Annotated in this window: 25 protein-coding genes; 12 read left to right on the top strand and 13 right to left on the bottom strand. The window is 66.3% G+C overall.

Annotated elements, in window-relative coordinates; translation table 11 throughout:
- Positions 1 to 170, bottom strand: a 170-nt coding sequence (locus KHY18_RS27465) for a DUF4880 domain-containing protein (RefSeq protein ID WP_213305617.1), incomplete at its 3' end; no start/stop codon positions are given.
- A gap of 34 nt (positions 171 to 204) precedes the next feature.
- Entirely contained in the window at positions 205 to 753 is a 549-nt protein-coding gene (locus KHY18_RS23170; protein WP_213305564.1) for a sigma-70 family RNA polymerase sigma factor, read from the bottom strand.
- Positions 754 to 937: 184 nt separating this feature from the next.
- On the opposite strand from KHY18_RS23170, the gene KHY18_RS23175 reads away from it, so the two are divergent.
- Genes KHY18_RS23175 through arsC form a run of 3 tightly spaced genes read left to right on the top strand, consistent with a single transcriptional unit; the run spans position 938 to position 2,987 of the window.
- Positions 938 to 1,267, top strand: a complete 330-nt coding sequence (locus KHY18_RS23175; RefSeq protein ID WP_213305566.1) for an ArsR/SmtB family transcription factor — start codon at positions 938 to 940, stop codon at positions 1,265 to 1,267.
- Positions 1,261 to 2,550 (top strand): arsenic transporter, encoded by a 1,290-nt coding sequence (locus KHY18_RS23180; RefSeq protein WP_213305568.1) that lies wholly within the window; start codon positions 1,261 to 1,263, stop codon positions 2,548 to 2,550. Before KHY18_RS23175 ends, KHY18_RS23180 begins: the two co-directional genes overlap by 7 nt.
- 11 nt (positions 2,551 to 2,561) lie before the next feature.
- Positions 2,562 to 2,987, top strand: coding sequence for an arsenate reductase (glutaredoxin) (gene arsC / locus KHY18_RS23185; RefSeq protein WP_213305570.1), 426 nt, complete (start codon positions 2,562 to 2,564; stop codon positions 2,985 to 2,987).
- 1 nt (position 2,988) lies between these two features.
- Here the strand turns inward: arsC and KHY18_RS23190 are convergent, their stop codons facing one another.
- Positions 2,989 to 3,612: an FMN-binding negative transcriptional regulator gene (locus tag KHY18_RS23190; RefSeq protein WP_213305571.1), complete on the bottom strand. Its 624-nt coding sequence runs from the start codon at positions 3,610 to 3,612 to the stop codon at positions 2,989 to 2,991.
- Between the two features lie 71 nt (positions 3,613 to 3,683).
- Here KHY18_RS23190 and pdxR point away from each other — a divergent pair, with 71 nt between their 5' ends.
- Together pdxR and KHY18_RS23200 are read left to right on the top strand one after the other, a co-directional pair.
- Positions 3,684 to 5,186 carry a MocR-like pyridoxine biosynthesis transcription factor PdxR gene (pdxR, locus tag KHY18_RS23195; protein ID WP_213305572.1) on the top strand — a complete coding sequence of 501 codons (1,503 nt, stop codon included), beginning with the start codon at positions 3,684 to 3,686 and terminating at the stop codon, positions 5,184 to 5,186.
- Positions 5,187 to 5,298: 112 nt separating this feature from the next.
- Positions 5,299 to 5,613, top strand: a complete 315-nt coding sequence (locus KHY18_RS23200) for a DMT family transporter (protein WP_213305573.1) — start codon at positions 5,299 to 5,301, stop codon at positions 5,611 to 5,613.
- 16 nt (positions 5,614 to 5,629) lie between these two features.
- Here the strand turns inward: KHY18_RS23200 and KHY18_RS23205 are convergent, their stop codons facing one another.
- Both KHY18_RS23205 and KHY18_RS23210 read right to left on the bottom strand, forming a co-directional pair.
- Positions 5,630 to 6,625: a FecR domain-containing protein gene (locus KHY18_RS23205; RefSeq protein ID WP_213305574.1), complete on the bottom strand. Its 996-nt coding sequence runs from the start codon at positions 6,623 to 6,625 to the stop codon at positions 5,630 to 5,632.
- Position 6,626: 1 nt separating this feature from the next.
- On the bottom strand, positions 6,627 to 7,154 hold the full coding sequence (locus KHY18_RS23210; RefSeq protein WP_213305575.1) for a sigma-70 family RNA polymerase sigma factor: 528 nt from the start codon (positions 7,152 to 7,154) through the stop codon (positions 6,627 to 6,629).
- Between the two features lie 146 nt (positions 7,155 to 7,300).
- Here KHY18_RS23210 and KHY18_RS23215 point away from each other — a divergent pair, with 146 nt between their 5' ends.
- The 7 genes from KHY18_RS23215 (at position 7,301) to KHY18_RS23245 (ending at position 13,544) form a co-directional block, all read left to right on the top strand.
- Positions 7,301 to 8,215 carry a DMT family transporter gene (locus KHY18_RS23215; protein ID WP_213305578.1) on the top strand — a complete coding sequence of 305 codons (915 nt, stop codon included), beginning with the start codon at positions 7,301 to 7,303 and terminating at the stop codon, positions 8,213 to 8,215.
- A gap of 67 nt (positions 8,216 to 8,282) precedes the next feature.
- On the top strand, positions 8,283 to 8,792 hold the full coding sequence (locus KHY18_RS23220; protein WP_213305581.1) for a sigma-70 family RNA polymerase sigma factor: 510 nt from the start codon (positions 8,283 to 8,285) through the stop codon (positions 8,790 to 8,792).
- Positions 8,789 to 9,784 carry a FecR domain-containing protein gene (locus tag KHY18_RS23225; protein ID WP_213305585.1) on the top strand — a complete coding sequence of 332 codons (996 nt, stop codon included), beginning with the start codon at positions 8,789 to 8,791 and terminating at the stop codon, positions 9,782 to 9,784. The genes KHY18_RS23220 and KHY18_RS23225 overlap by 4 nt, the downstream gene beginning before the upstream one ends.
- A gap of 100 nt (positions 9,785 to 9,884) precedes the next feature.
- The gene (locus KHY18_RS23230; protein WP_213305588.1) at positions 9,885 to 12,416 is read left to right on the top strand and encodes a TonB-dependent siderophore receptor; all 2,532 of its coding nucleotides are present in this window, start codon (positions 9,885 to 9,887) and stop codon (positions 12,414 to 12,416) included.
- 88 nt (positions 12,417 to 12,504) lie between these two features.
- Positions 12,505 to 12,759 carry an AbrB/MazE/SpoVT family DNA-binding domain-containing protein gene (locus tag KHY18_RS23235; RefSeq protein WP_213305591.1) on the top strand — a complete coding sequence of 85 codons (255 nt, stop codon included), beginning with the start codon at positions 12,505 to 12,507 and terminating at the stop codon, positions 12,757 to 12,759.
- Positions 12,753 to 13,073: a type II toxin-antitoxin system PemK/MazF family toxin gene (locus tag KHY18_RS23240; protein ID WP_213305594.1), complete on the top strand. Its 321-nt coding sequence runs from the start codon at positions 12,753 to 12,755 to the stop codon at positions 13,071 to 13,073. Before KHY18_RS23235 ends, KHY18_RS23240 begins: the two co-directional genes overlap by 7 nt.
- Positions 13,074 to 13,148: 75 nt before the next feature.
- Entirely contained in the window at positions 13,149 to 13,544 is a 396-nt protein-coding gene (locus KHY18_RS23245) for a DoxX family protein (protein ID WP_249729335.1), read from the top strand.
- A gap of 68 nt (positions 13,545 to 13,612) precedes the next feature.
- Here KHY18_RS23245 and KHY18_RS23250 read toward each other — a convergent pair whose 3' ends face one another.
- From KHY18_RS23250 to KHY18_RS23285, 8 genes are all read right to left on the bottom strand, one after another.
- Positions 13,613 to 14,923 (bottom strand): hypothetical protein, encoded by a 1,311-nt coding sequence (locus KHY18_RS23250; RefSeq protein WP_213305597.1) that lies wholly within the window; start codon positions 14,921 to 14,923, stop codon positions 13,613 to 13,615.
- Positions 14,924 to 14,997: 74 nt separating this feature from the next.
- Entirely contained in the window at positions 14,998 to 16,110 is a 1,113-nt protein-coding gene (locus tag KHY18_RS23255) for an S-(hydroxymethyl)glutathione dehydrogenase/class III alcohol dehydrogenase (RefSeq protein WP_213305600.1), read from the bottom strand.
- Between the two features lie 114 nt (positions 16,111 to 16,224).
- Positions 16,225 to 16,926 (bottom strand): cysteine hydrolase family protein, encoded by a 702-nt coding sequence (locus KHY18_RS23260; protein WP_213305601.1) that lies wholly within the window; start codon positions 16,924 to 16,926, stop codon positions 16,225 to 16,227.
- The gene (locus KHY18_RS23265; protein WP_213305604.1) at positions 16,919 to 18,382 is read right to left on the bottom strand and encodes a purine-cytosine permease family protein; all 1,464 of its coding nucleotides are present in this window, start codon (positions 18,380 to 18,382) and stop codon (positions 16,919 to 16,921) included. Before KHY18_RS23265 ends, KHY18_RS23260 begins: the two co-directional genes overlap by 8 nt.
- Before the next feature lie 40 nt (positions 18,383 to 18,422).
- On the bottom strand, positions 18,423 to 19,238 hold the full coding sequence (locus KHY18_RS23270; protein ID WP_213305607.1) for a hypothetical protein: 816 nt from the start codon (positions 19,236 to 19,238) through the stop codon (positions 18,423 to 18,425).
- A 24-nt stretch (positions 19,239 to 19,262) separates the two neighbouring features.
- On the bottom strand, positions 19,263 to 20,573 hold the full coding sequence (locus KHY18_RS23275) for an MFS transporter (RefSeq protein WP_213305610.1): 1,311 nt from the start codon (positions 20,571 to 20,573) through the stop codon (positions 19,263 to 19,265).
- A 414-nt stretch (positions 20,574 to 20,987) separates the two neighbouring features.
- Positions 20,988 to 21,308 (bottom strand): 2Fe-2S iron-sulfur cluster-binding protein, encoded by a 321-nt coding sequence (locus tag KHY18_RS23280; protein WP_213305613.1) that lies wholly within the window; start codon positions 21,306 to 21,308, stop codon positions 20,988 to 20,990.
- Between the two features lie 12 nt (positions 21,309 to 21,320).
- A partial coding sequence (locus KHY18_RS23285; RefSeq protein WP_213305615.1) for an NAD(P)/FAD-dependent oxidoreductase occupies positions 21,321 to 22,460 on the bottom strand: 1,140 nt, incomplete at its 5' end.

Consider the following 22,460-nt stretch of genomic DNA (forward strand, 5'->3'; position numbering starts at 1 on the left):
ATCGCATCCATCAGCTGCCAGTCGGCTTCCCAGCGCGCATAGGCCGCCTGGTTTTCGGGCACGGCCAGCCAATCCTGAAAAGCCTGTTCGTCGTCCGCCGTCCATTGCGCCGCATGGCGGCGCAGGAACCAGGCTACGAGCTCGTCGCCGCGGCGCGCGTTGGACATCATCGAACAGGGCTCTTTCTTGGCATGGGGCTCGCGCTCATGGCGAACTCCGGGTTTTCCTGGCCGGGCGCGGCGCGGCGGCGGGCAGCTCGCCGTCGAGCTCCTGCAGGCGGCGCTGGCAGGCGCGCATCGCCACTTCGAGGTGGGTTTCGACGGTCTTGACGCCCACGCCCATGATCGCCGCGACTTCGGGCCGGCTCAGGCCGTCGAGTTTATACAGCACGAAAGCTTCGCGTGCGCGCGGCGGCAGCTGGGCCACCACTTGCTCGATCGCCGCGAGCCGCTGGCGCCCGGCGAGCACGGCCTCGGGCTCGGCCGATGCCGGGCCCAGGCCCGCGGCTAAACCGCTTTCCTCTTGCTGCAGTGCGACTTCGACCTGCAGGCGCGTGGCCGTGCGCCGGTGGTGGTCGGTCACGAAATTGCGCGCCGTGGTGTAGAGCAGCGCGCGCGGCTCGGCCACGGCGTCGCGGTCGGGCACGGCGTAGACGCGCGAATAGCTTTCCTGCGCGATATCGGCGGCCAGATCACGGTCACCGACCTTGCGCGCCAGAAAGTTCAGCAGTTCGCGGTAATAGTGTTCAAACAACGGCAGAGCACGCCCAGGAGTCAGAGAAAAGGCCATGGACAGGCGGGCTTCGACGGGGCGTGGCTGACCTGTTTCCAGAACATGGAAAGGGGGAATTATCCGCGAAGGGCAGGGTCGGCGGCGTTTCGATCAATGTTCAATGCCTATTGATTCAATGATTCAACAGTTGTTGTATTATCGGTTCATGCAAGAAACCCAAGCCATTCGTTCCCTCGCCGCGCTGGCCCATGAAGCCCGGCTGCGCGTATTCCGCGCGCTGGTGGTTGCCGGCCCCGAAGGCCTGACGCCCGGCGCCCTGGCCGCGCAGCTGGGCATCGCCGCCAATGCGCTGTCGTTCCATCTCAAGGAGCTGGCCCATGCCGAACTCGTGAGCCAGCAGCGCCAGGGCCGCAATGTGCTGTACCGCGCGGTGTTTCCCGCGATGAACGATTTGCTCGCCTACCTCAGCGAAAACTGCTGCCAGGGCCAGGCCTGCCTGCCCGCGGTGGCTTCCTGCCAAGGTGAACCATGCTGACCGCCTTGTTGATTTTCATCGCCACGCTGGTGCTGGTCATCTGGCAGCCGCGCGGCCTGGGCATAGGCTGGAGCGCTTGCCTGGGCGCGGCGGCCGCGCTGCTGCTGGGCGCGGTGCACCTGGCCGATATCGCCGTGGTCTGGGGCATTGTCTGGAACGCGACCGCGACGTTTGTCGCGATCATCATCATCAGCCTGGTGCTCGATGAAGCCGGCTTCTTCGAATGGGCGGCGCTGCATGTGGCGCGCTGGGGCGCAGGCCGGGGCCCGCGGCTGTTCGCGTTCATCGTGCTGCTGGGCGCGGCGGTCTCGGCGCTGTTCGCCAACGACGGCGCGGCGCTGATTCTCACGCCCATCGTCATGGCCATGCTGCTGGCCCTGGGCTTTTCGCCCGCGGCCACGCTGGCCTTCGTCATGGCCGCGGGCTTCATCGCCGACACCGCGAGCCTGCCGCTGGTGGTGTCCAACCTGGTGAACATCGTCTCGGCCGACTTCTTCCGCATCGGCTTCAACGACTACGCGGCCGTGATGCTGCCCGTCAACCTGGTCGCGGTGCTGGCCAGTCTGGGCATGCTGATGCTGTTCTTCCGGCGCAGCATTCCCGCGCGCTACGAGCTGGCACAGCTCAAGGCGCCGGCCGCGGCGATTCGCGACCGCGCGACGTTCCGCGCGGGCTGGGTGGTGCTGGCCCTGCTGCTGGTCGGCATGTTCGCGCTCGAGCCCCTGGGCGTTCCGGTCAGCGCCGTGGCCGCGGTCGCGGCCGTGCTGCTGCTGATCGTTGCGGGCCGGGGCCGGGCCATCAGCACGCGCAAGGTGATGCGCGGCGCACCCTGGCAGATCGTGGTTTTCTCGCTGGGCATGTACCTGGTGGTGTATGGCCTGCGCAATGCGGGGCTGACCGCCGGCCTGGCGTCGCTGTTCGATGTCTTTGCCCAGGGCGGCGTCTGGGGCGCGGCCATGGGCGTCGGCCTGCTGTCGGCCCTGCTGTCGTCGGTGATGAACAACTTGCCGTCGGTGCTGATCGGCGCGCTGGCTATCGATGCCTCGACGGCCACGGGTGTGGTCAAGGAGGCCATGGTCTACGCGAATGTCATCGGCTGCGATCTGGGCCCCAAGATCACGCCGATCGGCAGTCTCGCGACGCTCTTGTGGCTGCATGTGCTGGCGCAAAAAGGCATGCGCATAGGCTGGGGCTACTACTTCAAGGTCGGCGCCGTGCTCACGCTGCCGGTGCTGCTTGTGACCCTGGCGGCGCTGGCGCTGCGACTGAGTCTGTTCTCCTGAAAGGAATCGCCATGAGCGACATCACGATTTACCACAACCCGGCCTGCGGCACTTCGCGCAATGTGCTGGCGCTGATACGCAACAGCGGCGAGCACCCGCAGGTCGTCGAGTACCTCAAGACGCCGCCCGACCGCGCGACGCTGCAGCAGCTGATCGCCGCCATGGGCATTTGCGTGCGCGATCTGTTGCGGCAAAAGGGCACGTCCTATGACGAACTGGGCCTGGCCGACGCGAAGTGGAGCGATGCGCAGCTGATCGATTTCATGCTGGCCCACCCAGTGCTGATCAACCGGCCCATCGTCGCCACGCCGCTGGGCACGCGGCTGTGCCGGCCGTCCGAGGCGGTGCTGGACATCTTGCCCCGGCCCCAGCAGCAGGCCTTTGTCAAGGAAGACGGCGAAGCGGTGATCGACGCGAAAGGGTTGCGTGTAATTTGACTCAGGGGGCGCTGCCCATCACCTGCGCGAGTGCGCCATTGCCGCGCTCGCGCAGCGCCTGCACCGCGCCGGCCTGGTCGCGCGCTTCCTTGTTCTGGCTCAGCTTGCGCTTGCCCACCAGCGAAGTCACGGCGATCTCGATGCCGACGATATTGCGCAGCAGGCTGTCGATGAAATCGGGTGCAGAGTCGGACATCTTCCAGGGCTGGGGCTCGGCGGCTTCATGGCGGCGCGTGAGCTTGCCGACCATGCCGCGCACAAAGCGTTCGTCGTCGCGAATCGTCAACACGCCATGGGCGTGCACCACTTCATAGTTCCAGGTCGGCACCTGTCTGTGCGCCTTGTGCTTGCTCGGATACCAGTTGGGCGAGACATAGCCGTCGGCCGCGCGAAAGACGACCAGCACCGGCGTGCCTGTGGGGCATTGCTGCCACAGCGGGTTGGCGCGCGCCACATGGGCGGTGAGCAGTCCGTGCTCGCCCGCGCCTGCATCGAACTCGAACGGCAGGTGGTTGGCATCGAGGCCGGGCGCGCCGTGGGTGACCAGAATGCCCAGCGGGTTCTCGCGGATGATGCGCGTGAGTTCTTCGGGCCGGGTTTCGGAAAAGTGCGCGGGGATGTACATGAAGGTCTCCAGAGGTGCCTACTTTCGCTTGCGCGCGGCACAATCACAAGATCCAGTTTTCTTGCATTCATATGAGCCAGTTGCAGACCTCGACAGACCGCCGCAGAGGCGCGAACGGCGGCGGCAGGCGCGTCTACGCATTGCTGCGCGCGCAGATCGCCGACGGCAGCCTGGCCGTGGGCGCGCGCCTGCCTTCCACGCGCGCGCTGGCCGCTGACCTGGGCGTGGCACGCAGCACGGTCACCGTGGCCTATGAACAGCTGGCGGCCGAAGGCTTTCTGGCCACGGCGCCAGGCCGAGCGGCGCGCGTTGCGGCGCCGCTCGCGCAGAAGGTGTCGGCTCGGAAGGCGACAGAAACCGAACCCCGGCTGGCGTGTGCCCTGTCGGCTTACGCTCAGCGCGTCGCCGGCATGGAACTGCTGACGGCCCAGACATCGGCAGCGGCGCCGGCACGCATCGATTTTCTCTACGGCGCCGTGGCGGCGCGCGACTTTCCCACGCTGGCCTGGAAGCGCGCCTACCAGAGCGAACTGCTGCGCCAGCAGCCCAGCCTCTACTACGCCGCGCCCGAAGGCGACAGCGGACTGCGCCAGGCGCTGCAAGGCTATCTGCGCCGCGCCCGCGGCCTGGCTTGCTCGGCTGAACAGATTCTGATCGTGCAGGGCGCGCAGCAGGGCATAGACCTGTGCGCGCGGCTGCTGCTCGAGCCGGGCAGCGCCTATGTGTTCGAGGACCCGGGCTATGTCATGGCACGGCGCTGCTTCGAAGCCAGCGGCGCGCGCGGCGTGCCCGTGCCCGTCGATTCGCTGGGTCTGGACAGCGACAGCCTGCCTGCCGACGCGCAGATGCGGCTGGCCTATGTCACGCCTTCGCACCAGTTTCCGCTGGGCGGCGTGCTGCCCATAGGCCGACGCCAGGCGCTGCTGCAATGGGCGCGCGCGCACAATGCCTGGGTCATCGAGGACGACTATGACGGCGAGTTCCGCTACGGCCAGCGGCCGATAGACGCGCTGCAGTCGATAGACACCGACGGCCGCGTGATCTACATAGGCACGTTCTCCAAGGCGCTGTCGCCGCAGCTGCGCCTGGCCTATCTGGTGCTGCCTGCGAGCCTGGTGCCCTTGTTCCGCAAGGCCAAGCGGCTGGCCGACCGGCATGCGCCGGTGATCGAGCAGCGCGTGCTGGCCGCGCTGCTGGGCAGCGGCGCCTATGAACGCCATGTGCGGCGCATGCGCCGCGAGAACGAGCGCCGGCGCCAGGCGCTGCTCGACGCGATCCGCCGCCACCTGCCGGGCGATGCCAAGGCATCGGGCAGCGCGGCCGGCCTGCATCTGGTGCTGTGGCTGCCGGCATTGCTGCCCCGGCACGAGCCGCAGCTGATCGCCGCCGCGCGCGCCGCAGGCGTGGGCGTCTATGCGGTGTCGCCGCTGTTCGCGCGGCCGCCGAGCGCCATGGCGCCGCGGCCCGCGGGCCTGATACTGGGTTATGCAAGCCTTACGCTGGCGCAGATCGATGAAGGCATGCAGCGGCTGGCGGGCGCCATTGCGGCCCTGGCAGCGCCGCATGACCTGTGAAATTTGCGTGCATCCTGGCGTGAGCGCCGATAGAATCAGAAGCTGGGGACGACCTCAGCCATCGCTGGCCATCTTTTTTTGTCGGGACGACTCGACGCTTCAGGAGGGCCATATGGCTTGGGTTTATCTGGTAGTTGCGGGTCTGTTCGAAATCGTCTGGGCGTTCACCATGAAGCTCTCGGAGGGTTTCACCAAGGTCGGCTATTCGGCGATCACCATCGTCGCCATGATCATCAGCTTTGCGCTGCTGTCTATCTCCATGCGCTCGCTGCCCTTGGGCACGGCCTATACGATCTGGACCGGAATCGGCGCCGTGGGCGCGTTCGTGGTCGGCATCGTGGCCCTGGGCGAGGCCGCGAGCCCGATGCGCATTCTGGCCGCGGTGCTGATCGTCACCGGTCTGGTCATCATGAAGACCTCCAGCTGAGCAAAGCGGTCGGCCGCTATCCGCGCCGCTCGACCATCACCCACCAGCGCGTGCGGCTGTGTACGCGCACCGGCAGCGACCGCGTGAGCGCCTGCAGCACGCGGTCGGTATCGGCCAGCGGATAGCTGCCCGAAACACGCAGCTGCGCCGCATCGGGCGCGCAGCGCAGCAGGCCGGGCCGGTAGCGCGACAGTTCCGCAATGAACTTCGCCAGCGGCATGTCGTCGACGACCAGCATGCCCTGGGCCCAGGCGCCCGCGCCGTCGGGCAGCGGTTCTTCACGCAGCACGGCGGCGTCGGTGAAATGACCGAGCGCACCCGCCGACAGCCGCACGGCCTGGCTTGTTGCTTGCCGCGGCTGCAATTCCACCTGGCCTTCGAGCACGCCCAGGCTGGTGATGCCGTCCCGCTGGCGCACGGTGAAGCGCGTGCCTATGGCGCGCGCCGTGCCTTCGCTGGTGCGCACGCGCAAGGGGCGCGGCGCGCGCGTGGCCGGATCGGGTTGCGGGTCGGGGGCGCTGTGCACCAGGATTTCGCCCGCGCGCAGCACGATCAGCCGTTCGCTGGCGCTGAAATGCAGATCGACGGCCGAGCCGGTGTCCAGCCACAGCCGCGTGCCATCGGCGAGCCGGGTTTCGCGCTGTTCGCCGGTGATGGTCGACAAATCGGCACTCACTTGATGCCAGGCCTGCGCACCCAGGCCGCTGTGGCGCGCGGCCAGCAGCCCGCCCGCGCCCGCGGTGAGCAGCACGGCCAGCCGCACCGCATGGCGGCGCGCCAGGCCCGGTGCGGCCAGGGTCTGCAAGGCCAGCAGCGTCGGCACGCCGCGCAACTGGCCGTCGACCTGGGCGATGCGCTGCCAGGCTTGCTGGTGGCGCGGGTCGGCGTCCAGCCAGGCCTGCCATTGCTCGCGCGTCTGTGTATCGCCTGGGCTCAGTTCGAGCAGCCAATGCACGGCGGCGCGGGCGATATGCGGCGCAATGGCGGGCGCTGCGGTCTCGGCCGGCGGCATGTCAGAGGCTCTCGGCAAAGTAGCAGCGCTCAGCGGCGTGGGCCAGATGGCGGCGCACGCTGGTGCGCGAAATGCCCAGCTCCGCGGCGATCTCTTCCTGCGTCAGGTCTTCGAGCCGCCACAGCAAGAACGCCTTGCGCGCGACCACGGGCAGGCCGCCGAGCAGCCGGTCGATCGCGACCAGCGTTTCCAGCACCATCAACTGCGTTTCGGGCGGCGGCGCCACGGGTTCGGGCAGTGAGGCCAGGGCCTCCATGTAGGCGTTCTCGATCTGCCGGCGGCGCAAATGGTTGGACAGCAGGCGCTGGGCGATGGTCGTCAGATAGGCGCGCGGCTCCAGCACTTCGTCCAGCGGCAAGCCCCTGGCCGTGAGCACGCGCACAAAAGTGCTTTGCGCCAGATCGGCCGCGTCCCAGGCACAGCCCAGCTTGCGCCGCAGCCGCGCGACCAGCCAGCCGTGGTGGGCTGCATAAAGCTTTTGCACCGGATCGACGGGAGTCTCAAGCGAAAGGGCAGGGCCGGCTGGCATGGCGCGATGGAGATTTTAATGAGAATGGTTCTTATTATACGGGTGGCCGACTGGAATGCCGATGGCCGATGATTTTTCGGCGAATTGCGCGAAACTGTTGCGCAGATTGCTCTTTCAGCGCCGGAATGCGTGGATATTAACGACCCATGATCCGATCCAAATACTCCACCCATATGGGCTTGATAGGCATGGCTGCACTATGGGGCGCCTCCTGGCCCTGGGGGCGCGTCGTTGCCCAGGCCATGCCGCCGCTGGCCGCGGCCAGCCTGCGCTTCCTGCTCGCCAGCGTCGTGCTGCTGCTGTGGATGCAGCGCAGCGGGCGCTTGCCCGCGCTCGCGCGTATGCAGCCGCGGCAATGGCTGGGCATGGCGGCCGCTTCGGCCGCCGGCGTGCTGGGCTATTCGACTTTTTTCCTGTTCGCGCTGCAACTCGTGCCCGCGGGCAAGGCGGCGATCGTGATCACGCTCAACCCCGCCATGACGCTGCTGCTCGCGGCCTTGCTGTTTCGCGAAGCGCTCAACTGGACGATAGGCCTGGGCGTGGCGATGGCGATCGCGGGCGCGGCCTGGGCCATCAGCAGCGGTGCGCGTGCCGATGTGCTGACCGGCCCGCTGGGGCTGGGCGAGCTGCTGCTGCTGGGCTGCGTCATCTGCTGGGTCGCCTATACCTTGATAGGGCGGGTGGTGCTCGCCAGCATCGATGCCGTGACGACGTCGACGGTGACGGCCGTGATGGGCACGGCCATGCTGCTGGTCGCGAGCCTGTCCATCGAAGGCCCTTCGGCCTGGCCCGCACTCGCGCAGGCGCCGCAATCGGTCTGGCTGTGCCTGGTGGCGCTGGCCCTGGGCTCGACGGCGCTGGCCTATGCCTGGTATTTTCAGGGCGTCAAGGAACTGGGTGCGGGCGCGGCCGCGGGCTACATGGCGCTGGTGCCGGTCTTCGGTCTGCTGTTTTCCAGCCTGTGGCTCGATGAGCCGCTGAGTTTTCCGCTGGTCGCGGGGGGATTGCTGGCGATCGCGGGCATGGTGGTGATGCACTATGGGCGCTTGCGTGCACGCTAGTGGTTAGAATGGGAACGATTATCATTTGTAACCGTGGGCATCCTGCCCTTTTCTGCGGAAACATCGCATGCCCGTCACCGTGGACCCCGCCCACCGCGAAGTCGCGGGTCTCTACAACGAACACCATCGCTGGCTGAGCGCCTGGCTGCGCAATCGCCTCGGTGACGCCCACCAGGCCGCGGATATCGCCCACGATATTTTCGTGCGCCTGCTGTCGCGCGAAGTGCCCGTGGAGGCGCGCGAGCCGCGCGCTTTCCTGACCACCGTGGCGCAGCGCGCGCTGTTCAGCCATTACCGGCGCCAGCAGCTCGAGCGCGCCTACCTCGAGGCCCTCGCGCATTGCGCGCCGCAGTTCGCGGCTTCGCCCGAGGAGCGCGCCCTGCTGCTCGAGACGCTGGTGGAAATCGATCGTCTGCTCGATGGCCTGCCGGCCGTGGTGCGCAAGGCGTTTTTGCTGAGCCAGCTCGACGGCCTCAAGCAGGCCGAGATTGCGCAGGAACTCGGCATTTCGCTGGCCACCGTCAAGCGCCATCTGGTCAAGGCCGGAATGCATTGCATCTTCGCGGTCGCGCCATGACGCAGGCTGTGCAGGAGATTCCCGCGCATGTGGCACGCCGCGCCGTCGAATGGATGCTGGAGCTGCAGTCCGGGCCGGTCACGCCCGCGCTGCGCCAGGCCTGGAGCGACTGGCGCGCGGCCCACCCCGCGCATGAAGCCGCCTGGCAGCGCATCGAAAGCGTGCGCAGCCGGCTCGGCGGCCTGTCGGGCGTTGCGGGCGCGGCGGCCGTGGCGCATGCGACGCTGTCGGCGCGCTCGCGCGCCCGCAGGCGCAGCGTCCAGGCGCTGGCCGTGCTGCTGTTCGGCGGCGCCGCGGCCTATACCGTGGAGCAGCGCACGCCCTGGCGCCAATGGGCCGCGGACTACCGCACGCGCCCCGGCGAGCAGCGGCGCATCGTGCTGGCCGACGGCAGCGCGCTGGTGCTCAACACCGACACCGCGATCGACGTGCGCCTGGGCGCGACCGAGCGGCGCATCGTGCTGCTGCGCGGCGAGATCCATGTGGTGACGGCCAAGGACCCGGGCCGGCGCTTTGTGGTCGAGATGCCGCAAGGCCTGGCCCGGGCGCTGGGCACGCAGTTCACCGTGCACACCGCGGGCGAGCGCGCTGTGGTGCGCGTGTTCGAGGGCGCGGTGGAAATCACGCCGGCTGTGGCCGGATCGCCCGCGCGGGTGCTGCGCGCCGGGCAGGGCGCGGGTTTGAGCGCGCAGTCCGTCGACATGCCCCAGCCCGCGGGAGATGCCGAGCGCTCATGGGTGCAGGGCACGCTGATCGCCAAGGGCATGCGGCTCGCCGACCTGCTGGCCCAGCTCAGCCGCTACAGCGCGCACCCGATCGTCTGCAGCGACGCCGTGGCCGATCTGCGCGTTTCCGGCGCTTACCCGGTGGCGCAGATTCCGCTGATCCTGGAGTCGCTGAGCGCCACGCTGCAGCTGCAGATCGAGACCCAGACCCGGTTCTGGGGGCAGCAGGTGGTGCAGGTGCGGCTGGCACGGCGCGATGCCGGATGAAAAAAACGGCGATCGCCTGAGCTGTTTTTTCAAGTCGTGCGACAGGGATAACGAGAGCAGAAATCTTGCTGCTCCTGCACCGCACACAAGGAACACTTTCATGGCCCATTGCGCCGCGCGGCACTGCCGCACGCTCCCTCTTTCCTTCCTGCCCAGCGCGCTGGCCCTGGCCGCGGCGCAACTGGCCGCGACCGCGCCCCTGCTGCTGGCTTCGGGCGCTGCCCAGGCGCAGACCGCGCCCGCGCGCAGCTTCGACATTCCGGCCGGGCCGCTCGAAGACGCGCTCAACCGCTTCGGCCAGGATGCGGGCCTGGTGCTGGCGTTCGCGCCCGAAACCGTGGCCGGGCTCAAAAGCGCCGGCCTCAAGGGCAGCCACAGCGTGCGCAGCGGCCTGGACGCGTTGCTGCAGGGCACGGGCGTGCGCGCCGTGCAGCAGCCCAATGGCGTCTATGTGTTCCAGCGCCAGGCCCCGGTCGCGCAGGCCGCGGGCGCCGCGCCAGTGCGCTCGCTGGCCGAAATCCGCGTGCAGGCGCGCCGCGCCGCCAACGGCACGACCGAAGGCACGGGCTCGTACACCAACCAGATCACCAGCATCGCCTCCAAGACCGACCAGTCGTTTCGCGAGATTCCGCAGTCGGTGTCGGTGATCACGCGCCAGCTGATGGACGACAAGAAGGTCGTCGACGTGGAGCAGGCGCTGGCGCTGACGCCCGGCGTGATCGTTGCCGACAATTCGGGCCGCTACTACTCGCGCGGCTTCCAGGTCACGAGCATGCAGGTCGATGGCGGCGCGCCGCTGGCGCTGGGCGCCTACACCTACCAGCCCCAGCAGGACATGGCTTTCTATGACCGCGTCGAAGTCATGCGTGGCGCCTCGGGCCTGCTGGGCGGCGTGGGCGATCCGGGCGGCATCATCAACCTGGTGCGCAAGAAGCCGCTGGCCCAGGCCCAGGTCGATGTGTCGCTGTCGGCCGGCAGCTGGGACCAGCGCCGCACCGAAATCGATGTGACCGGACCGCTGAACGCCGAGCGCAGCGTGCGCGGGCGCGCGGTGCTGGCCTACCAGGACGGCAACTCCTATTTCGATTACGTGAGCCAGGAAAAGCCATCGCTTTACGGCGTGCTCGAGGCCGATCTCACGCCCAGCACGCTGCTGACCGTGGGCGCGTCATATGGCAAGGTCAAGCAGACCGGCGACTACGCGGGCCTGCCGCGCTTCACCGACGGCCGCGATCTGGGCCTGCCCGCCCATACGGTGTTCTCCAACGACTGGTCGTTCTTCCATTACAAGAACCAGGAAGTGTTTGCCCAGCTCGCCCACCGCTTCGACAACCATTGGCAGCTCAAATTCAATGCCTCGCATGCGCAGACCGAACAGAACCGCCAGTGGAGCACGCTGTCGGGCCCGGTCGATCCGCAGACGCTCACCGGCCCGGTCTGGCGCGGCGGTCTGCTGGACTCGTCGAACACCCAGGACATCGTCGACTTCAACCTCAGCGGCCCGTTCACGGCGCTGGGCCGCACGCATGAGTTGCTGCTGGGTCTGGACTGGCAGCGCGTGCGCAGCCATTGGCAGAACCTGAGCTTTGCCGACAGCGGCACCGTGGGCGCCAATGTGTTCGACATGCGGCCCTGGACGCCGCAGTTCGACCAGTTCAACCTGAACCTGAGCGAGCGCTACGCGCCCTGGGGCCAGGAGCAGGTGGGCGGCTATGGCGTGCTGCGCCTGAACCCCAGCGACCGGCTGCATGTGATCGTCGGCGCGCGCGTGAGCCGCTACAAGTTCACCCAGACCATGTCCGACATCCTCGACGCCGCGGGCAGCACGCGCCCCTGGTCGGCCAAGTCGTTCGAGGAAAAGGCCAAGGTCACGCCCTATGGCGGCGTGATCTACGATCTCACGCCGCAATGGTCGGCCTATGCCAGCTACTCATCGATCTTCAAGCCGCAGGCGCTGATGATGTCGGGCCCGCAGCCCGGCGCGCCGCTGGCGCCCATCAAGGGCAAGAGCTACGAGGCCGGGCTCAAGGGCGAACTGATGGACGGCAAGCTGAATGCGACGTTCAGCATGTTCAACGTCGAACGCACGGGCACGGCCGTGCTCGATGAACGCTATGCGGAAGACTACAGCCTCTGGGGCGCGAGCTGCTGCTATCTGCCCCAGGGCAAGGTCACGAGCCAGGGCTTCGACGTGGAAGTCGGCGGCCAGCTCGCCGCGGGCTGGCAGGTCGCTGCCGGCTACACCTTCAACAAGACCCGGGACAAGACCGAGAACGCGATCTACAGCAGCATCACGCCGCGCCACCTGCTCAAGCTGTCGACGGTCTACACCCTGCCCGGAGAATGGTCGCGCTGGCGCGTGGGCGGCAGCGGCCGCGTGCAGAGCGCGCAGTTCGTCTCGGGCACGGTGACCAACGCCGGCGGAGCTACGGCAAACTACGACTTCACCCAGCCTGGCCATGCGCTGTGGGATCTGATGCTGCAGTACCGCATCGATCCCCACTGGAGCCTGAGCCTCAACGTGAACAACGTGCTCGACAAGCGCTACTACCAGACCGTGAGCTCGATCTACTCGGGCAACATGCAGGGCCTGCCGCGCAATGCGATGGTGACGCTGCGCGGGACGTTCTAGGCCTCCTGGCCGCTTGCCTGGCATCGACCGGGCATTGACATGCCATTCAAATGGAATAACATTGTTATAACTTTTGATGGGGTGTCCTATGGAAATTGCCATTCGCAGCATCGGCAACAGCAAGGGCGTGGTACTGCCCAAGGCCTTGCTGGCCCAGGTCGGCCTGGACGACGAAACAGTGGCTGTGGTGGCCGTTGAAAACGGCGCCATCGTTTTGCGCAAGCCGGTCAAGCCGGTGCGTGCCGGCTGGGCGCAAGCGGCCGAGGCCATCGCCGCAGCGGGCGATGACGCCTTGCTGATGGGCGAGTTCTCCAACGCCGCGGACTCGGAGCTTGCGTGGTGAAACGCGGTGAAATCTGGCAGGTGAACCTCGACCCCACGGTGGGCAGCGAAATTCAGAAGTCGCGCCCCTGCGTCGTGGTGTCTCCGGCGGAAATGAACGCTGCGCTGCGCACCGTGATCGTCGCGCCCATGACGTCCAAGGGCTTTGCCGCGCCGTTCAGGGTGCCCGTGACCCATGGCGGCACCAAGGGGCTGATCGTGCTGGACCAGCTCAGGACCGTGGACAAAGTGCGGCTGGTGAAGAAGCTGGGCAGCGTATCGGCCAGGACCTTGAGCGCGACGCTGGCGGCTTTGCAGGAAACCTTTGCCGAGTAATGCGGTCTGCTGGATAAGCCGGTCGCCGCGATTTCCAGCACACTGGCATGCCGCCCACGTCCAAGGAATGCCGCCATGAATCCCACCACACCTCTGAGCCCGGGCCGCAAGGCCGGCCTGGGCTTTGTATTCCTCTGGTTCTTTCTTGGCGGCATCGCCCATTTCGCCTTCACCGAGGCCGAGATGCGCATTGTTCCCGCCTGGATTCCCTGGCCGCGCGAAGCGGTGCTGGTCACCGGCGTGCTGGAGCTGCTGGGCGCCATCGGCATTCTCTGGCGGCCCACGCGGCGCAGCGCAGGGTGGGGCCTGGCGCTGCTGACGCTGGCCGTGACGCCCGCCAACATCGTCATGCTGCACAACGCCGCCGATTTCCCGGCCGTGCCTTACTGGCTGCTGGTGGCGCGCCTGCCGTTTCAAGTCGCGCTGCTGGCGCTGATCGTCTGGAGCACGGCGCCGCCGCGCCGGCGCTAGACCATGGGTGTGCCGATGTGTGGACTTCGCTATGTAACCCGGCTAGCCCGCGTATGGTTTCGTGGGGCTTACTCCGCCGAGATATGCGGATCGCGCGTCTCCTCTTTGCGGAAAAGCACTCTGCTGTGATCAGGAAAGTTGACGAAGATCAGCGAGGGGTCTTGACCGCCTACCACTGTTGGGCCTCTAGCGCGTTGCGCTTCAGCGAGCGCCTCGGGGTATTGTCCGCGTTCGATGCCGCGGATGATTCCAAACGGCAAGGCAAGCCAAGCAGTCCATGCTTCACCATCTATCATCAGACGAAAGCGATGGGGCGATTGAAACAGCGTCTGATCGCCTTGGTGGAGCGACTGCACTACGCTGGCAATTTGCTTGCTGTCCAGCCCGAGCTGGCGGTACAACTCGGCATAGTTCGCCTTACGTACAAGCTGCAGACCTGCTGAAAGTGGTTGATGCGGGTTTGGCGCAACCGGGACGCTAGGCTTGCACCCCGCTAAAGCCTTCGGAGGCGGTGAATAGTTCCGAAATATGCAGGCCATCTCTATGCAAGAGGATCCCGCACCAATGGTCGTATTCAAGGCTGTCCCGAAAGCGTAGCCGCGCGAAGCAAAGATACCGCCATGCAAAGCACGACGGGCTCCCGGCTCGACTTGATGCAGATACCCATTCTTGGCAGCAGTCACGGCACTTACTAGTTTTCGCCCGGTGCCTTTGGATTCGACGATGGCAATGTCACCGGTCTTTGCAAATACAAAGTCGGGTTCAGGCACTGCCTTCCCTGAGCCATGGGCGATGACGATCTCTTCATAGTGCGCTTTCCAGACGTAGCCATCGTGCAGCATCCACATGTAGCAAAGCCCGGCGCCGAGAACACCCGTATAAGCCGTTCCCACAAAATCCTTGAGTTCATGGAAATCTTGGCTGATCGACACTCCGTGGGCCGTCGAACTCAAGTATTGAAGCACGCTATCGGCCAAAAAACTTGTGGCCGTTGTGGACGTAACGCTCACCACTTTGCCCGCCGCCGCCGTGCGCACCATCGCAGCCACAAGGCCGATGTAGTCTACGGGCATGGTGCCGTGCAACTTCGGCATGCGATTGAAACGTGAATAGGAAATCGAGTACTTTGATTTGAGCTTCTTGCTTGTGGACGGTGGACGGCCAACCATTGTGCACATCTCTACATGCGCCAATGCCACTTTCGACGCTGGAGCGCCTAGTTTCATATTCTCTTCCCCGGAAGTCTCTGATAGATGCGAGCCGATCGTCGCCAGGCATCCGTTGCATTCCCGATTTCGCGCAGCAATTTCGATCTGTGTTGGACTCTCGTTGGCGGTCCTGGCGCGGCGGATGCCGTCTGTCGGACGATGTGTGCGCACCGTGGTTCCAGACGCCAAAAAACCGCCAGCGCGACCAGCGCCGCGGGCGGTTTCGGTTGCGCCGGTGTGGCGGCTTAGGCGTAGTTCACCACCGAGCGGATCGACTTGCCTTCGTGCATCAGATCGAAAGCTTCATTGATGTCGGTCAGCGGCATGGTGTGGGTCACGAAAGGCTCGAGCTGGATGTCGCCGCGCATCGCTTCCTCGACCATGCCCGGCAGCTCCGAACGGCCCTTGACGCCGCCGAAGGCCGTGCCCAGCCAGCGCCGGCCGGTGACCAGCTGGAAGGGACGGGTGGAAATTTCCTGGCCCGAGCCGGCGACGCCGATGATCACCGACTGGCCCCAGCCGCGGTGCGCGCATTCGAGCGCCGCGCGCATCACGTTGACGTTGCCGATGCATTCGAACGAGTGGTCCACGCCCCAGCCGGTCATCTCGACGATGACTTGCTGGATGGGCTTGTCGAAGTCCTTGGGGTTGACGCAGTCGGTCGCGCCGAACGTGCGCGCGAGTTCGAACTTCGACGGATTGGTGTCGATGGCGATGATGCGGCCGGCCTGGGCCAGCTTCGCGCCCTGCAGCACGGCCAGGCCTATGCCGCCCAGACCGAACACGGCGACGCTGTCGCCGGGCTGGACCTTGGCGGTGTTCTTCACCGCGCCCAGGCCCGTGGTGACGCCGCAGCCCAGCAGGCAGACCTGCTCGGGATTTGCATCGGGGTTGATCTTGGCCAGCGAGACTTCGGCGACCACGGTGTATTCGCTGAAGGTGGAGCAGCCCATGTAGTGGTAGATGGGCTTGCCTTCGTAGGAGAAGCGCGTCGTGCCGTCAGGCATCAGGCCCTTGCCCTGGGTCGCGCGCACGGCGACGCACAGGTTGGTCTTGCCCGACTTGCAGAACAGGCATTCCTTGCATTCGGCGGTGTACAGCGGAATCACATGGTCGCCGGGCTTGACGCTGGTCACGCCTTCGCCGACTTCGACGACGATGCCCGCGCCTTCATGGCCCAGCACCGCGGGGAAGATGCCTTCGGGGTCATCGCCCGACAGCGTGAACGCGTCGGTGTGGCACACGCCCGTGTGGGTGATCTTGACCAGGACTTCACCCTTGCGCGGCGGCTCGACATCGATCTCGACGATCTGCAATGGTTGTCCCGCGGCAAAGGCGACGGCGGCGCGTGATTTCATGGTGTTTTTCCTTGAGAGTCATCTTTGGGGATGACGTGGTGGGTAAAAGTGAGAGGGGGGAAGACCGGCCCTGAAGCCTGCATTTTCCCATCCCGCAAGACCTTGCGCAGCGAATCAGACCGGTACCGGCGCAGGCATTCCCGCGCGCACCAGCTCGACGGCCTGCGCGGCCGTGCGGATATCGGCATACCAGGCCGCGAGCGAGTTGAGCGCCGCATTGTGTTCGGCGTCGGTCAGCGCGGCGTTGGCATCGCTGAGAAAGACCACGCGAAAGCCCAGCTGCTGGGCGTCGCGCGCCGTGGCTTCGCAGCAGCAGTCGGTGAGCGTGCCCGAAATGACCACGGTATCGATGCCGCGCGCCTGCAGCACTTCGAGCGTGTTCGACGAACCCGGTGTGAACGCGCTGAATCGGTACTTGTCGACGACCAGGTCGCCGGGCTGTACGTCGAGCTGCGGGTAGAGCGCATGGCCGTGGCTGCCGGGCTGAAAGTCGGCGACTTCGGCGCGGCCCGCGGCCGGGTCCATGAACTGCTCGAAGTAGACCGACCAATCGCCCGTGGTGCGCGTGCTGAAGCGCAGGAACAGATTGACGCCGCCGCGCGCGCGCAGGGCCTGGCTCACGGTGTTGATGTTGCCAACGACATTGCGCGCCTGCGGCACTTCGAGCATGGCGCCGGCTTCGACAAAGCCGTTTTGCATGTCGACGACGAGGTGGGCGGTGCGCGCGGGATCGAGCCGGGTGAACGCGAATTCGCGCCCCCCTTTCAAGGCCGTGAAGCGCGCCTTGATCACGGGGTCGAGCTGGGAGTCATGCATAGGTTTGTTCCACGTCGCTGGTTGCGGCGCCACGGTTCACGGCCAGGCGCGGGTCGCCGGGGTCGGAAAAGTAGGTACGGCCTTTGGTCAGTATAGCCAGCGCCACATGCAAGACGAAGGCCACGGCGAAGCCCACATAGGCCGACAGCCCGTTCCAGACCGGGTCGCTGGAATAGATCCAGATCAGCGAGGCCGTGAGGTTGCCCGCGAGCAGCGCGCAGATGCCCACGGGGTTGTAGCGGCGGATATGGCTGTTGCGGTATTCGATGGGGCCGGTGACGATCTTGAGCCAGCCGCGCACCACCGTGATGTCGGCGACCACGCAGGCCACCCACGACAGCAGGAAGATGCCGGTCCATTGCAGGAACGCATAGAGATTGCCCAGCACGTCGAACCACATCAGCGCGATGGTGGCGGCGGTGACGGCCAGCACCCAGAAGCGCCGGCCCAGCCATTTGGCGCCGACGATCTCCGAGCCCGAGGCGAAGGCCACCGAGCTCACATGGATGTTGGTCAGGTTCACGCGGATCTGCGACACCCAGGCCAGCGCCACGCCGGGAAGCAGGCCTATCAGGCCTATGAAGTAGATTGACGGGTCGGCGCTCTTGGTGATCAGCGTGAAATACATGCCCAGCGGCATCGCGCCGAAGAACAGCAGCGCGTACGGCAGCACCACGCTGATCAGCGCCTTGCGCCGGAACTCGCTGGCGCGGATGAAGCGGTTGTAGTCGGCGGCCTCGAAGGGGTTGATGCCCACGGTGCCCGAAAGCGCCGAAATGATGGCGATCACGCCCAGCGCGCCGCCGACCGCGCCTTCGGGCATGGCGCTGAACATGCCGCTGGGCATGCCGCCATGGGTGTTCCAGGCGTTGACGATGGCCCAGACCAGCAGCACCAGGTAGACCGGCACGGTCCAGGTGAGGATCCTGGTCATGGAACGTATGCCGTTCCAGGCCATGGGCAGGAAGATCAGCGCGACGAACACATACCAGACCTTGTCGGGCAGGTCCCAGATCTGGTCTATGGAGCGCGCCAGGATCTGGCCTTCGGTGCCGGCATAGATCACGAAGGTGCCTGCATAGATCAGCGTGGTGAGCACCGAGCCCACGGCGCCGAAGCCCGTGCCGCGCGTGAGCAGTTCGGCCGTGAGGCCTTCGCGCGCGGCCGTGCCCGAGACGATCAGCGTGAGCACGATCAGCAGCACGAACGAGATCGCCAGCGCGATCCAGGTCGAGACCGCGCCCGCCTTGTTGAGGAACAGGCCGCCGACCAGAACGAAAAAGAAGGCGGTGACGAAGCCGACCAGCACGCTGAGCACCGCGCCCGCGCCGCGCTTGGCGTGCTCGGGAACGCGGGTGCGTGCGTAGTCGTCGTGTTCGGCGGCATTGGCATGCGCGGCCGCGAGCGCGTGCAGCGACATGTCCTGCGCGGGCATTGATTCGATGTTGGAAGCCATGGTTGTTCCTTGGATGTCTCTTGTTATGGGCTTGAAGCGTTCAGAAATGCTGCTCGACCACGAGCATGGGCAGCCGGCCCTTGGAGCCGCGCGTCGCGTCCAGGCGTTCGTCATTGCCGTACATGTTGCGCCAGTACTCGTAGGCGACGCCGGCCTTGAAGCCGCGGCCCACATCGAACAGGTAGTTCACGCGCAGCAGGGTTTCGGTGCGGGTCTTGTTGCCGAATCCGTCGCGGCCCTTGGGGCCGGTGACGCTGAGAAAACCGCCGAACGCGCCCGGGCCGGCCGCAAGACTCCAGGCCGAGGTCAGCGACCAGGTCGGGTCGAAGCGCACGTCGCGGCCCACGATGCCGTTGTGGTTCGATTCCTTGTAGATCGACAGGCCCAGGTCCCAGAACCCGGCGCTGACCGGCAGCGCCGCGACCAGGCCCAGCCGGTACTTGCGCGGGCGTGGCGCGAAGGCGGTGTTCTTGCTGCCCATGTCGGCGCGCAGCAGCAGCGAGACATCCTTGAGCGGGCCGTAACCGCCGCTGTGCTCGGTCAGCGCGGCCAGCGAGAACGTGCGCTGGTAGAAGCCGTAGATCTCCTGCGCGCCGCTGGCGCTGTTGGCCGCGGGGTCGTTGCCGCCCGACTTGTAGACGTCGACGGTGAAGAAGTTGCCGCCCAGCCGGTCGCCGCTCGCATGCGAGAAGTTGTAGATGGTCTTGTGGATGGCGTCGCCCACACCGGCTTCGGAGAAGCCCGTGCCGTGGCGTAGGCCTATGGAGTTGTCGCTCCATGGGGCCGCGCTGGCGCTGGCGCACAGCAGCAGGGAGGCGGCGAGGGCGCCGCGAGGGCCGGGAATTGCGCAATGCATGATCAGAAATCTTTCTGAAAAAGGCTATCGGTTGACGACATGTTTGGGCAGCGCGAGGGTCAGCGCGCAGCCCACCAGAAGGCAGCCTGCGAAAAGCAGGATGCCGGCACTCGATCCATGGGTCACATCCCTGAGCCAGCCCAGGATGTAGGTCGCGGCAAAGCCGCCGAAGCTGGCGATGGAGGCGATCAGCGCAATGCCAGCGGCCGCCGCGGGGCCGGTGAGAAAAGTGGCGGGCAGGCACCAGAACACCGGAAAGGTCGCGGTGATGCCCGCGGTGGCGAGCGCGAACATGGTCACGGTGAGCGCGATGTTGTCGGTGAACAGCGTGCTCAGGCCCATGCCCATGGCGCCGATGAAGGCCGGCACGACGATGTGCCAGCGGCGCTCGCGCAGCCGGTCGGAACTCGCGCCGTTCATGATCAGCGCGATGATGGCCAGCGCATTGGGAATCGCGGTCAGCAGGCCGATGTGGAAGGTGTCGCGCACGCCCGCATCGCGCATGATGGTCGGCAGCCAGAAGCTGATCGCGTAGACCGACATCATCAGCGACAGGTCGATCAGGCCCAGCAGCCAGACGCGGCCGCTGGACAGCGCCGCCCACAGCGAATGGTGGGACTCGGCAAGCTGGTCGTTGTCGAGGCTGTCGCGCAGCAAGTGCTTTTCGCGCGGCGACAGCCATTTCGCGGCTTCTATGCCGTTGGGCAGATAAGTGAGGCACAGAATGCCCAGCAGCACCGAAGGTATGGCTTCCAGCACGAACAGCCATTGCCAGCCCGCATAGCCCATGGTGCCGGCGAAGGCCGTCATGATCCAGCCCGACAGCGGGCCGCCGACCAGACTTGCCATCGGCAGTCCCATCAGGAACATCGCCATGATCCTGCTGCGCTTGTGCGTGGGATACCAGTAGGTCAGATAGAGCATCACGCCGGGAAAGAACCCGGCCTCGGCCACGCCCAGCAGAAAGCGCAGCACATAGAACTGCATGGGCGTGGTGACCAGATAGGTGGCGCCCGAAATCAGCCCCCAGGTGATCATGATGCGCGCAATCCACAGCCGCGCACCCATCTTCGCCAGCACCAGATTGCTGGGCACCTCGAACAGGATGTAGCCGATGAAGAACAGGCCCGCGCCCAGGCCGTAGACGGCTTCGCTGAAGCCCAGGTCGTTGAGCATCTGCAGCTTGGCCAGGCCCACGTTGATGCGGTCCAGATAGGCCGCCAGATAACAAAGACAAAAGAATGGCACCAGGCGCCAGGTCACCTTGGCATAGGCGCCCTGCAACTCATCCCGTGCCGTGCCGACAAATTCCACCGTGCTGCTTTGAACAGACATATACGCTCCTTTGTTGCTGCCCGTTGAAGTGGGGGATGGCAGCCTCCGCGGGGTCTCCTATGCAAATACCGGGCCACTTTTCGGGACCTTTTTGCTGCGCCTCTGTCGATGGCTTAAATAGAGTGACAACACTTTAATATTACGAAGCCTTGGATTGTTTTTCTTGAGTATTTACCCCAGGCTTTGATCTTCGTCAAAGCACTGTATTTCCTTTGATGTTGCGCTTTGTGCGCCGATATGGTGAATGCATGGCGATCCTGGTGCGTCGTTCGTGGGTAGTTTTCATTTTGTTTAATTAGAGTGTAGACACTCAAATAGGCGCGACAAATCCACCGCCTTTCCAGGTGGAAAATGGCGGTGAAAATGGGCGGAAGAAAAGGGAGTCGGCAGGCGCTTGCGCCCTGCCTTGGGCGCCTAGCTTTGCGACTGCGGCATGCGCACCGTGAGGCCGTCCATTTCCGCGGAGACGGTGATCTGGCAGGCCAGCCGCGAGCCGTGGCCGACCTCGTTGGCGAAGTCCAGCATTTCCTTTTCGTTGCCTTGCGCCGCGCCGACCAGCGCCTGCCAGTCGTCGGCGATGTAGACATGGCAGGTGGCGCAGGCGCAGGCCCCGCCGCATTCGGCGTCTATGCCGGGAACGCTGTGCGCGACGGCGGCGCGCATGAGGCTTTGCCCCGGCGTTGCCGTGACCGTGTGCCGCGAGCCGTTGAATTCGATGAAGGTGACGTGGGGCATGGTGGCGCTCGATCAGAGGGTGGAGGCAAGGGCGTGCTGCGCGGGCGGGGCAAACGCCTGAGCGAGCGGCGTGGTTGCATCGGCCAGGCGCTGCGCGTCGGGGCGGGCCTGGGCGGCAATCGCTTTCTTCGCGGCGAGGAACTCGCCGGGGCTGTTGACGCATTCGGCGGCGCACAGCACGCCGGCGCGCAGATGGAAGACCGTGAACTTGTGCGCCAGCGGATCGCCGCGCAGCACGGTGGTGTCCGACAGCGCGGTCATTCCCGCGATCTGCAGCTTGGTCGCGTACTGGTCCGACCAGAACCAGGGCAGCTCGTGCGCCGGCAACTCGCGGCCGGCGAGCACGCAGGCCACGCGCCTGGCCTGCTCCAGGGCGCTGGGAACGCTTTCGAGCCGGAACAGCCCCGGGAAATGCGCGAGCGGGCGGCGCGTGACATCGCCTATGGCCCAGACCTGCGGCAGCGAGGTCCGGCCTTCGGCATCGACCACGATGCCGGCTTCGGTGACCGCGCCCAGGCCCTGGGCCAGCGCGCTGTTGGGTTCGGCGCCTATGCCGACCAGCACCATGTCGCAGGCTTCGCGCCGACCGTCGGCCAGGCGCAGGCCCGTGACCTGGCCTGTCGCGCCCTCGATCGCGGCGATGCCGGCGTTGAAGTGAAAGGCCACGCCTTGCGCCGCGTGCAGACCGTGCAGCCAGTCGGCGACAGGCGCCGAGGCCGAGCGCGACAGCAGCCGCGGCTCGCGTTCGAGCACCACCACCTCGACGCCGAAATGCCGCGCCGTGGCCGCGACTTCAAGGCCGATATAGCCGCCGCCGATGACGGCCAGGCGCCTTGCGCCGCGCAGCTGCGCCTTGATCTGCGCGGCATCGCCCAGGTCACGCAGACAGGCAACGCCCTGCAGTTCGGCGCCGGGCAGCGCCAGCCGGCGGGCCGCCGCGCCCGTGGCGAACACCAGCTGCGAATAGGCGACGGTTTCGCCGCCGGCCAGCAGCACGCGCTGGGCGCCTGCGTCGATCTGTTCGACTGTGCCGCCCAGGCGCAGCGCCACGCCATTGTCCCGGTACCAGTCGGGCGTCTTGAGCAGCAGCGATTCGGTGTCGGCGCTGTCCTTGAGCCAGGCCTTGGACAGCGGCGGGCGCTGGTAGGGCGG

Origin of the sequence: Acidovorax sp. CCYZU-2555, assembly GCF_018413525.1 — a bacterium.
GTDB lineage: Bacteria > Pseudomonadota > Gammaproteobacteria > Burkholderiales > Burkholderiaceae_C > Comamonas.

Coding starts and splice junctions, on each gene's coding strand:
- KHY18_RS23265 (WP_213305604.1), bottom strand. CDS start 18,382: ATGGCTTCCAACATCGAATCAATGCCCGCGCAGGACATGTCGCTGCAC.
- KHY18_RS23220 (WP_213305581.1), top strand. CDS start 8,283: ATGCCCGTCACCGTGGACCCCGCCCACCGCGAAGTCGCGGGTCTCTAC.
- KHY18_RS23215 (WP_213305578.1), top strand. CDS start 7,301: ATGATCCGATCCAAATACTCCACCCATATGGGCTTGATAGGCATGGCT.
- KHY18_RS23235 (WP_213305591.1), top strand. CDS start 12,505: ATGGAAATTGCCATTCGCAGCATCGGCAACAGCAAGGGCGTGGTACTG.
- arsC (WP_213305570.1), top strand. CDS start 2,562: ATGAGCGACATCACGATTTACCACAACCCGGCCTGCGGCACTTCGCGC.
- KHY18_RS23190 (WP_213305571.1), bottom strand. CDS start 3,612: ATGTACATCCCCGCGCACTTTTCCGAAACCCGGCCCGAAGAACTCACG.
- KHY18_RS23255 (WP_213305600.1), bottom strand. CDS start 16,110: ATGAAATCACGCGCCGCCGTCGCCTTTGCCGCGGGACAACCATTGCAG.
- KHY18_RS23200 (WP_213305573.1), top strand. CDS start 5,299: ATGGCTTGGGTTTATCTGGTAGTTGCGGGTCTGTTCGAAATCGTCTGG.
- KHY18_RS23180 (WP_213305568.1), top strand. CDS start 1,261: ATGCTGACCGCCTTGTTGATTTTCATCGCCACGCTGGTGCTGGTCATC.
- KHY18_RS23260 (WP_213305601.1), bottom strand. CDS start 16,926: ATGCATGACTCCCAGCTCGACCCCGTGATCAAGGCGCGCTTCACGGCC.
- KHY18_RS23230 (WP_213305588.1), top strand. CDS start 9,885: ATGGCCCATTGCGCCGCGCGGCACTGCCGCACGCTCCCTCTTTCCTTC.
- KHY18_RS23270 (WP_213305607.1), bottom strand. CDS start 19,238: ATGCATTGCGCAATTCCCGGCCCTCGCGGCGCCCTCGCCGCCTCCCTG.
- KHY18_RS23225 (WP_213305585.1), top strand. CDS start 8,789: ATGACGCAGGCTGTGCAGGAGATTCCCGCGCATGTGGCACGCCGCGCC.
- KHY18_RS23280 (WP_213305613.1), bottom strand. CDS start 21,308: ATGCCCCACGTCACCTTCATCGAATTCAACGGCTCGCGGCACACGGTC.
- pdxR (WP_213305572.1), top strand. CDS start 3,684: ATGAGCCAGTTGCAGACCTCGACAGACCGCCGCAGAGGCGCGAACGGC.
- KHY18_RS23175 (WP_213305566.1), top strand. CDS start 938: ATGCAAGAAACCCAAGCCATTCGTTCCCTCGCCGCGCTGGCCCATGAA.
- KHY18_RS23245 (WP_249729335.1), top strand. CDS start 13,149: ATGAATCCCACCACACCTCTGAGCCCGGGCCGCAAGGCCGGCCTGGGC.
- KHY18_RS23205 (WP_213305574.1), bottom strand. CDS start 6,625: ATGCCGCCGGCCGAGACCGCAGCGCCCGCCATTGCGCCGCATATCGCC.
- KHY18_RS23210 (WP_213305575.1), bottom strand. CDS start 7,154: ATGCCAGCCGGCCCTGCCCTTTCGCTTGAGACTCCCGTCGATCCGGTG.
- KHY18_RS23275 (WP_213305610.1), bottom strand. CDS start 20,573: ATGTCTGTTCAAAGCAGCACGGTGGAATTTGTCGGCACGGCACGGGAT.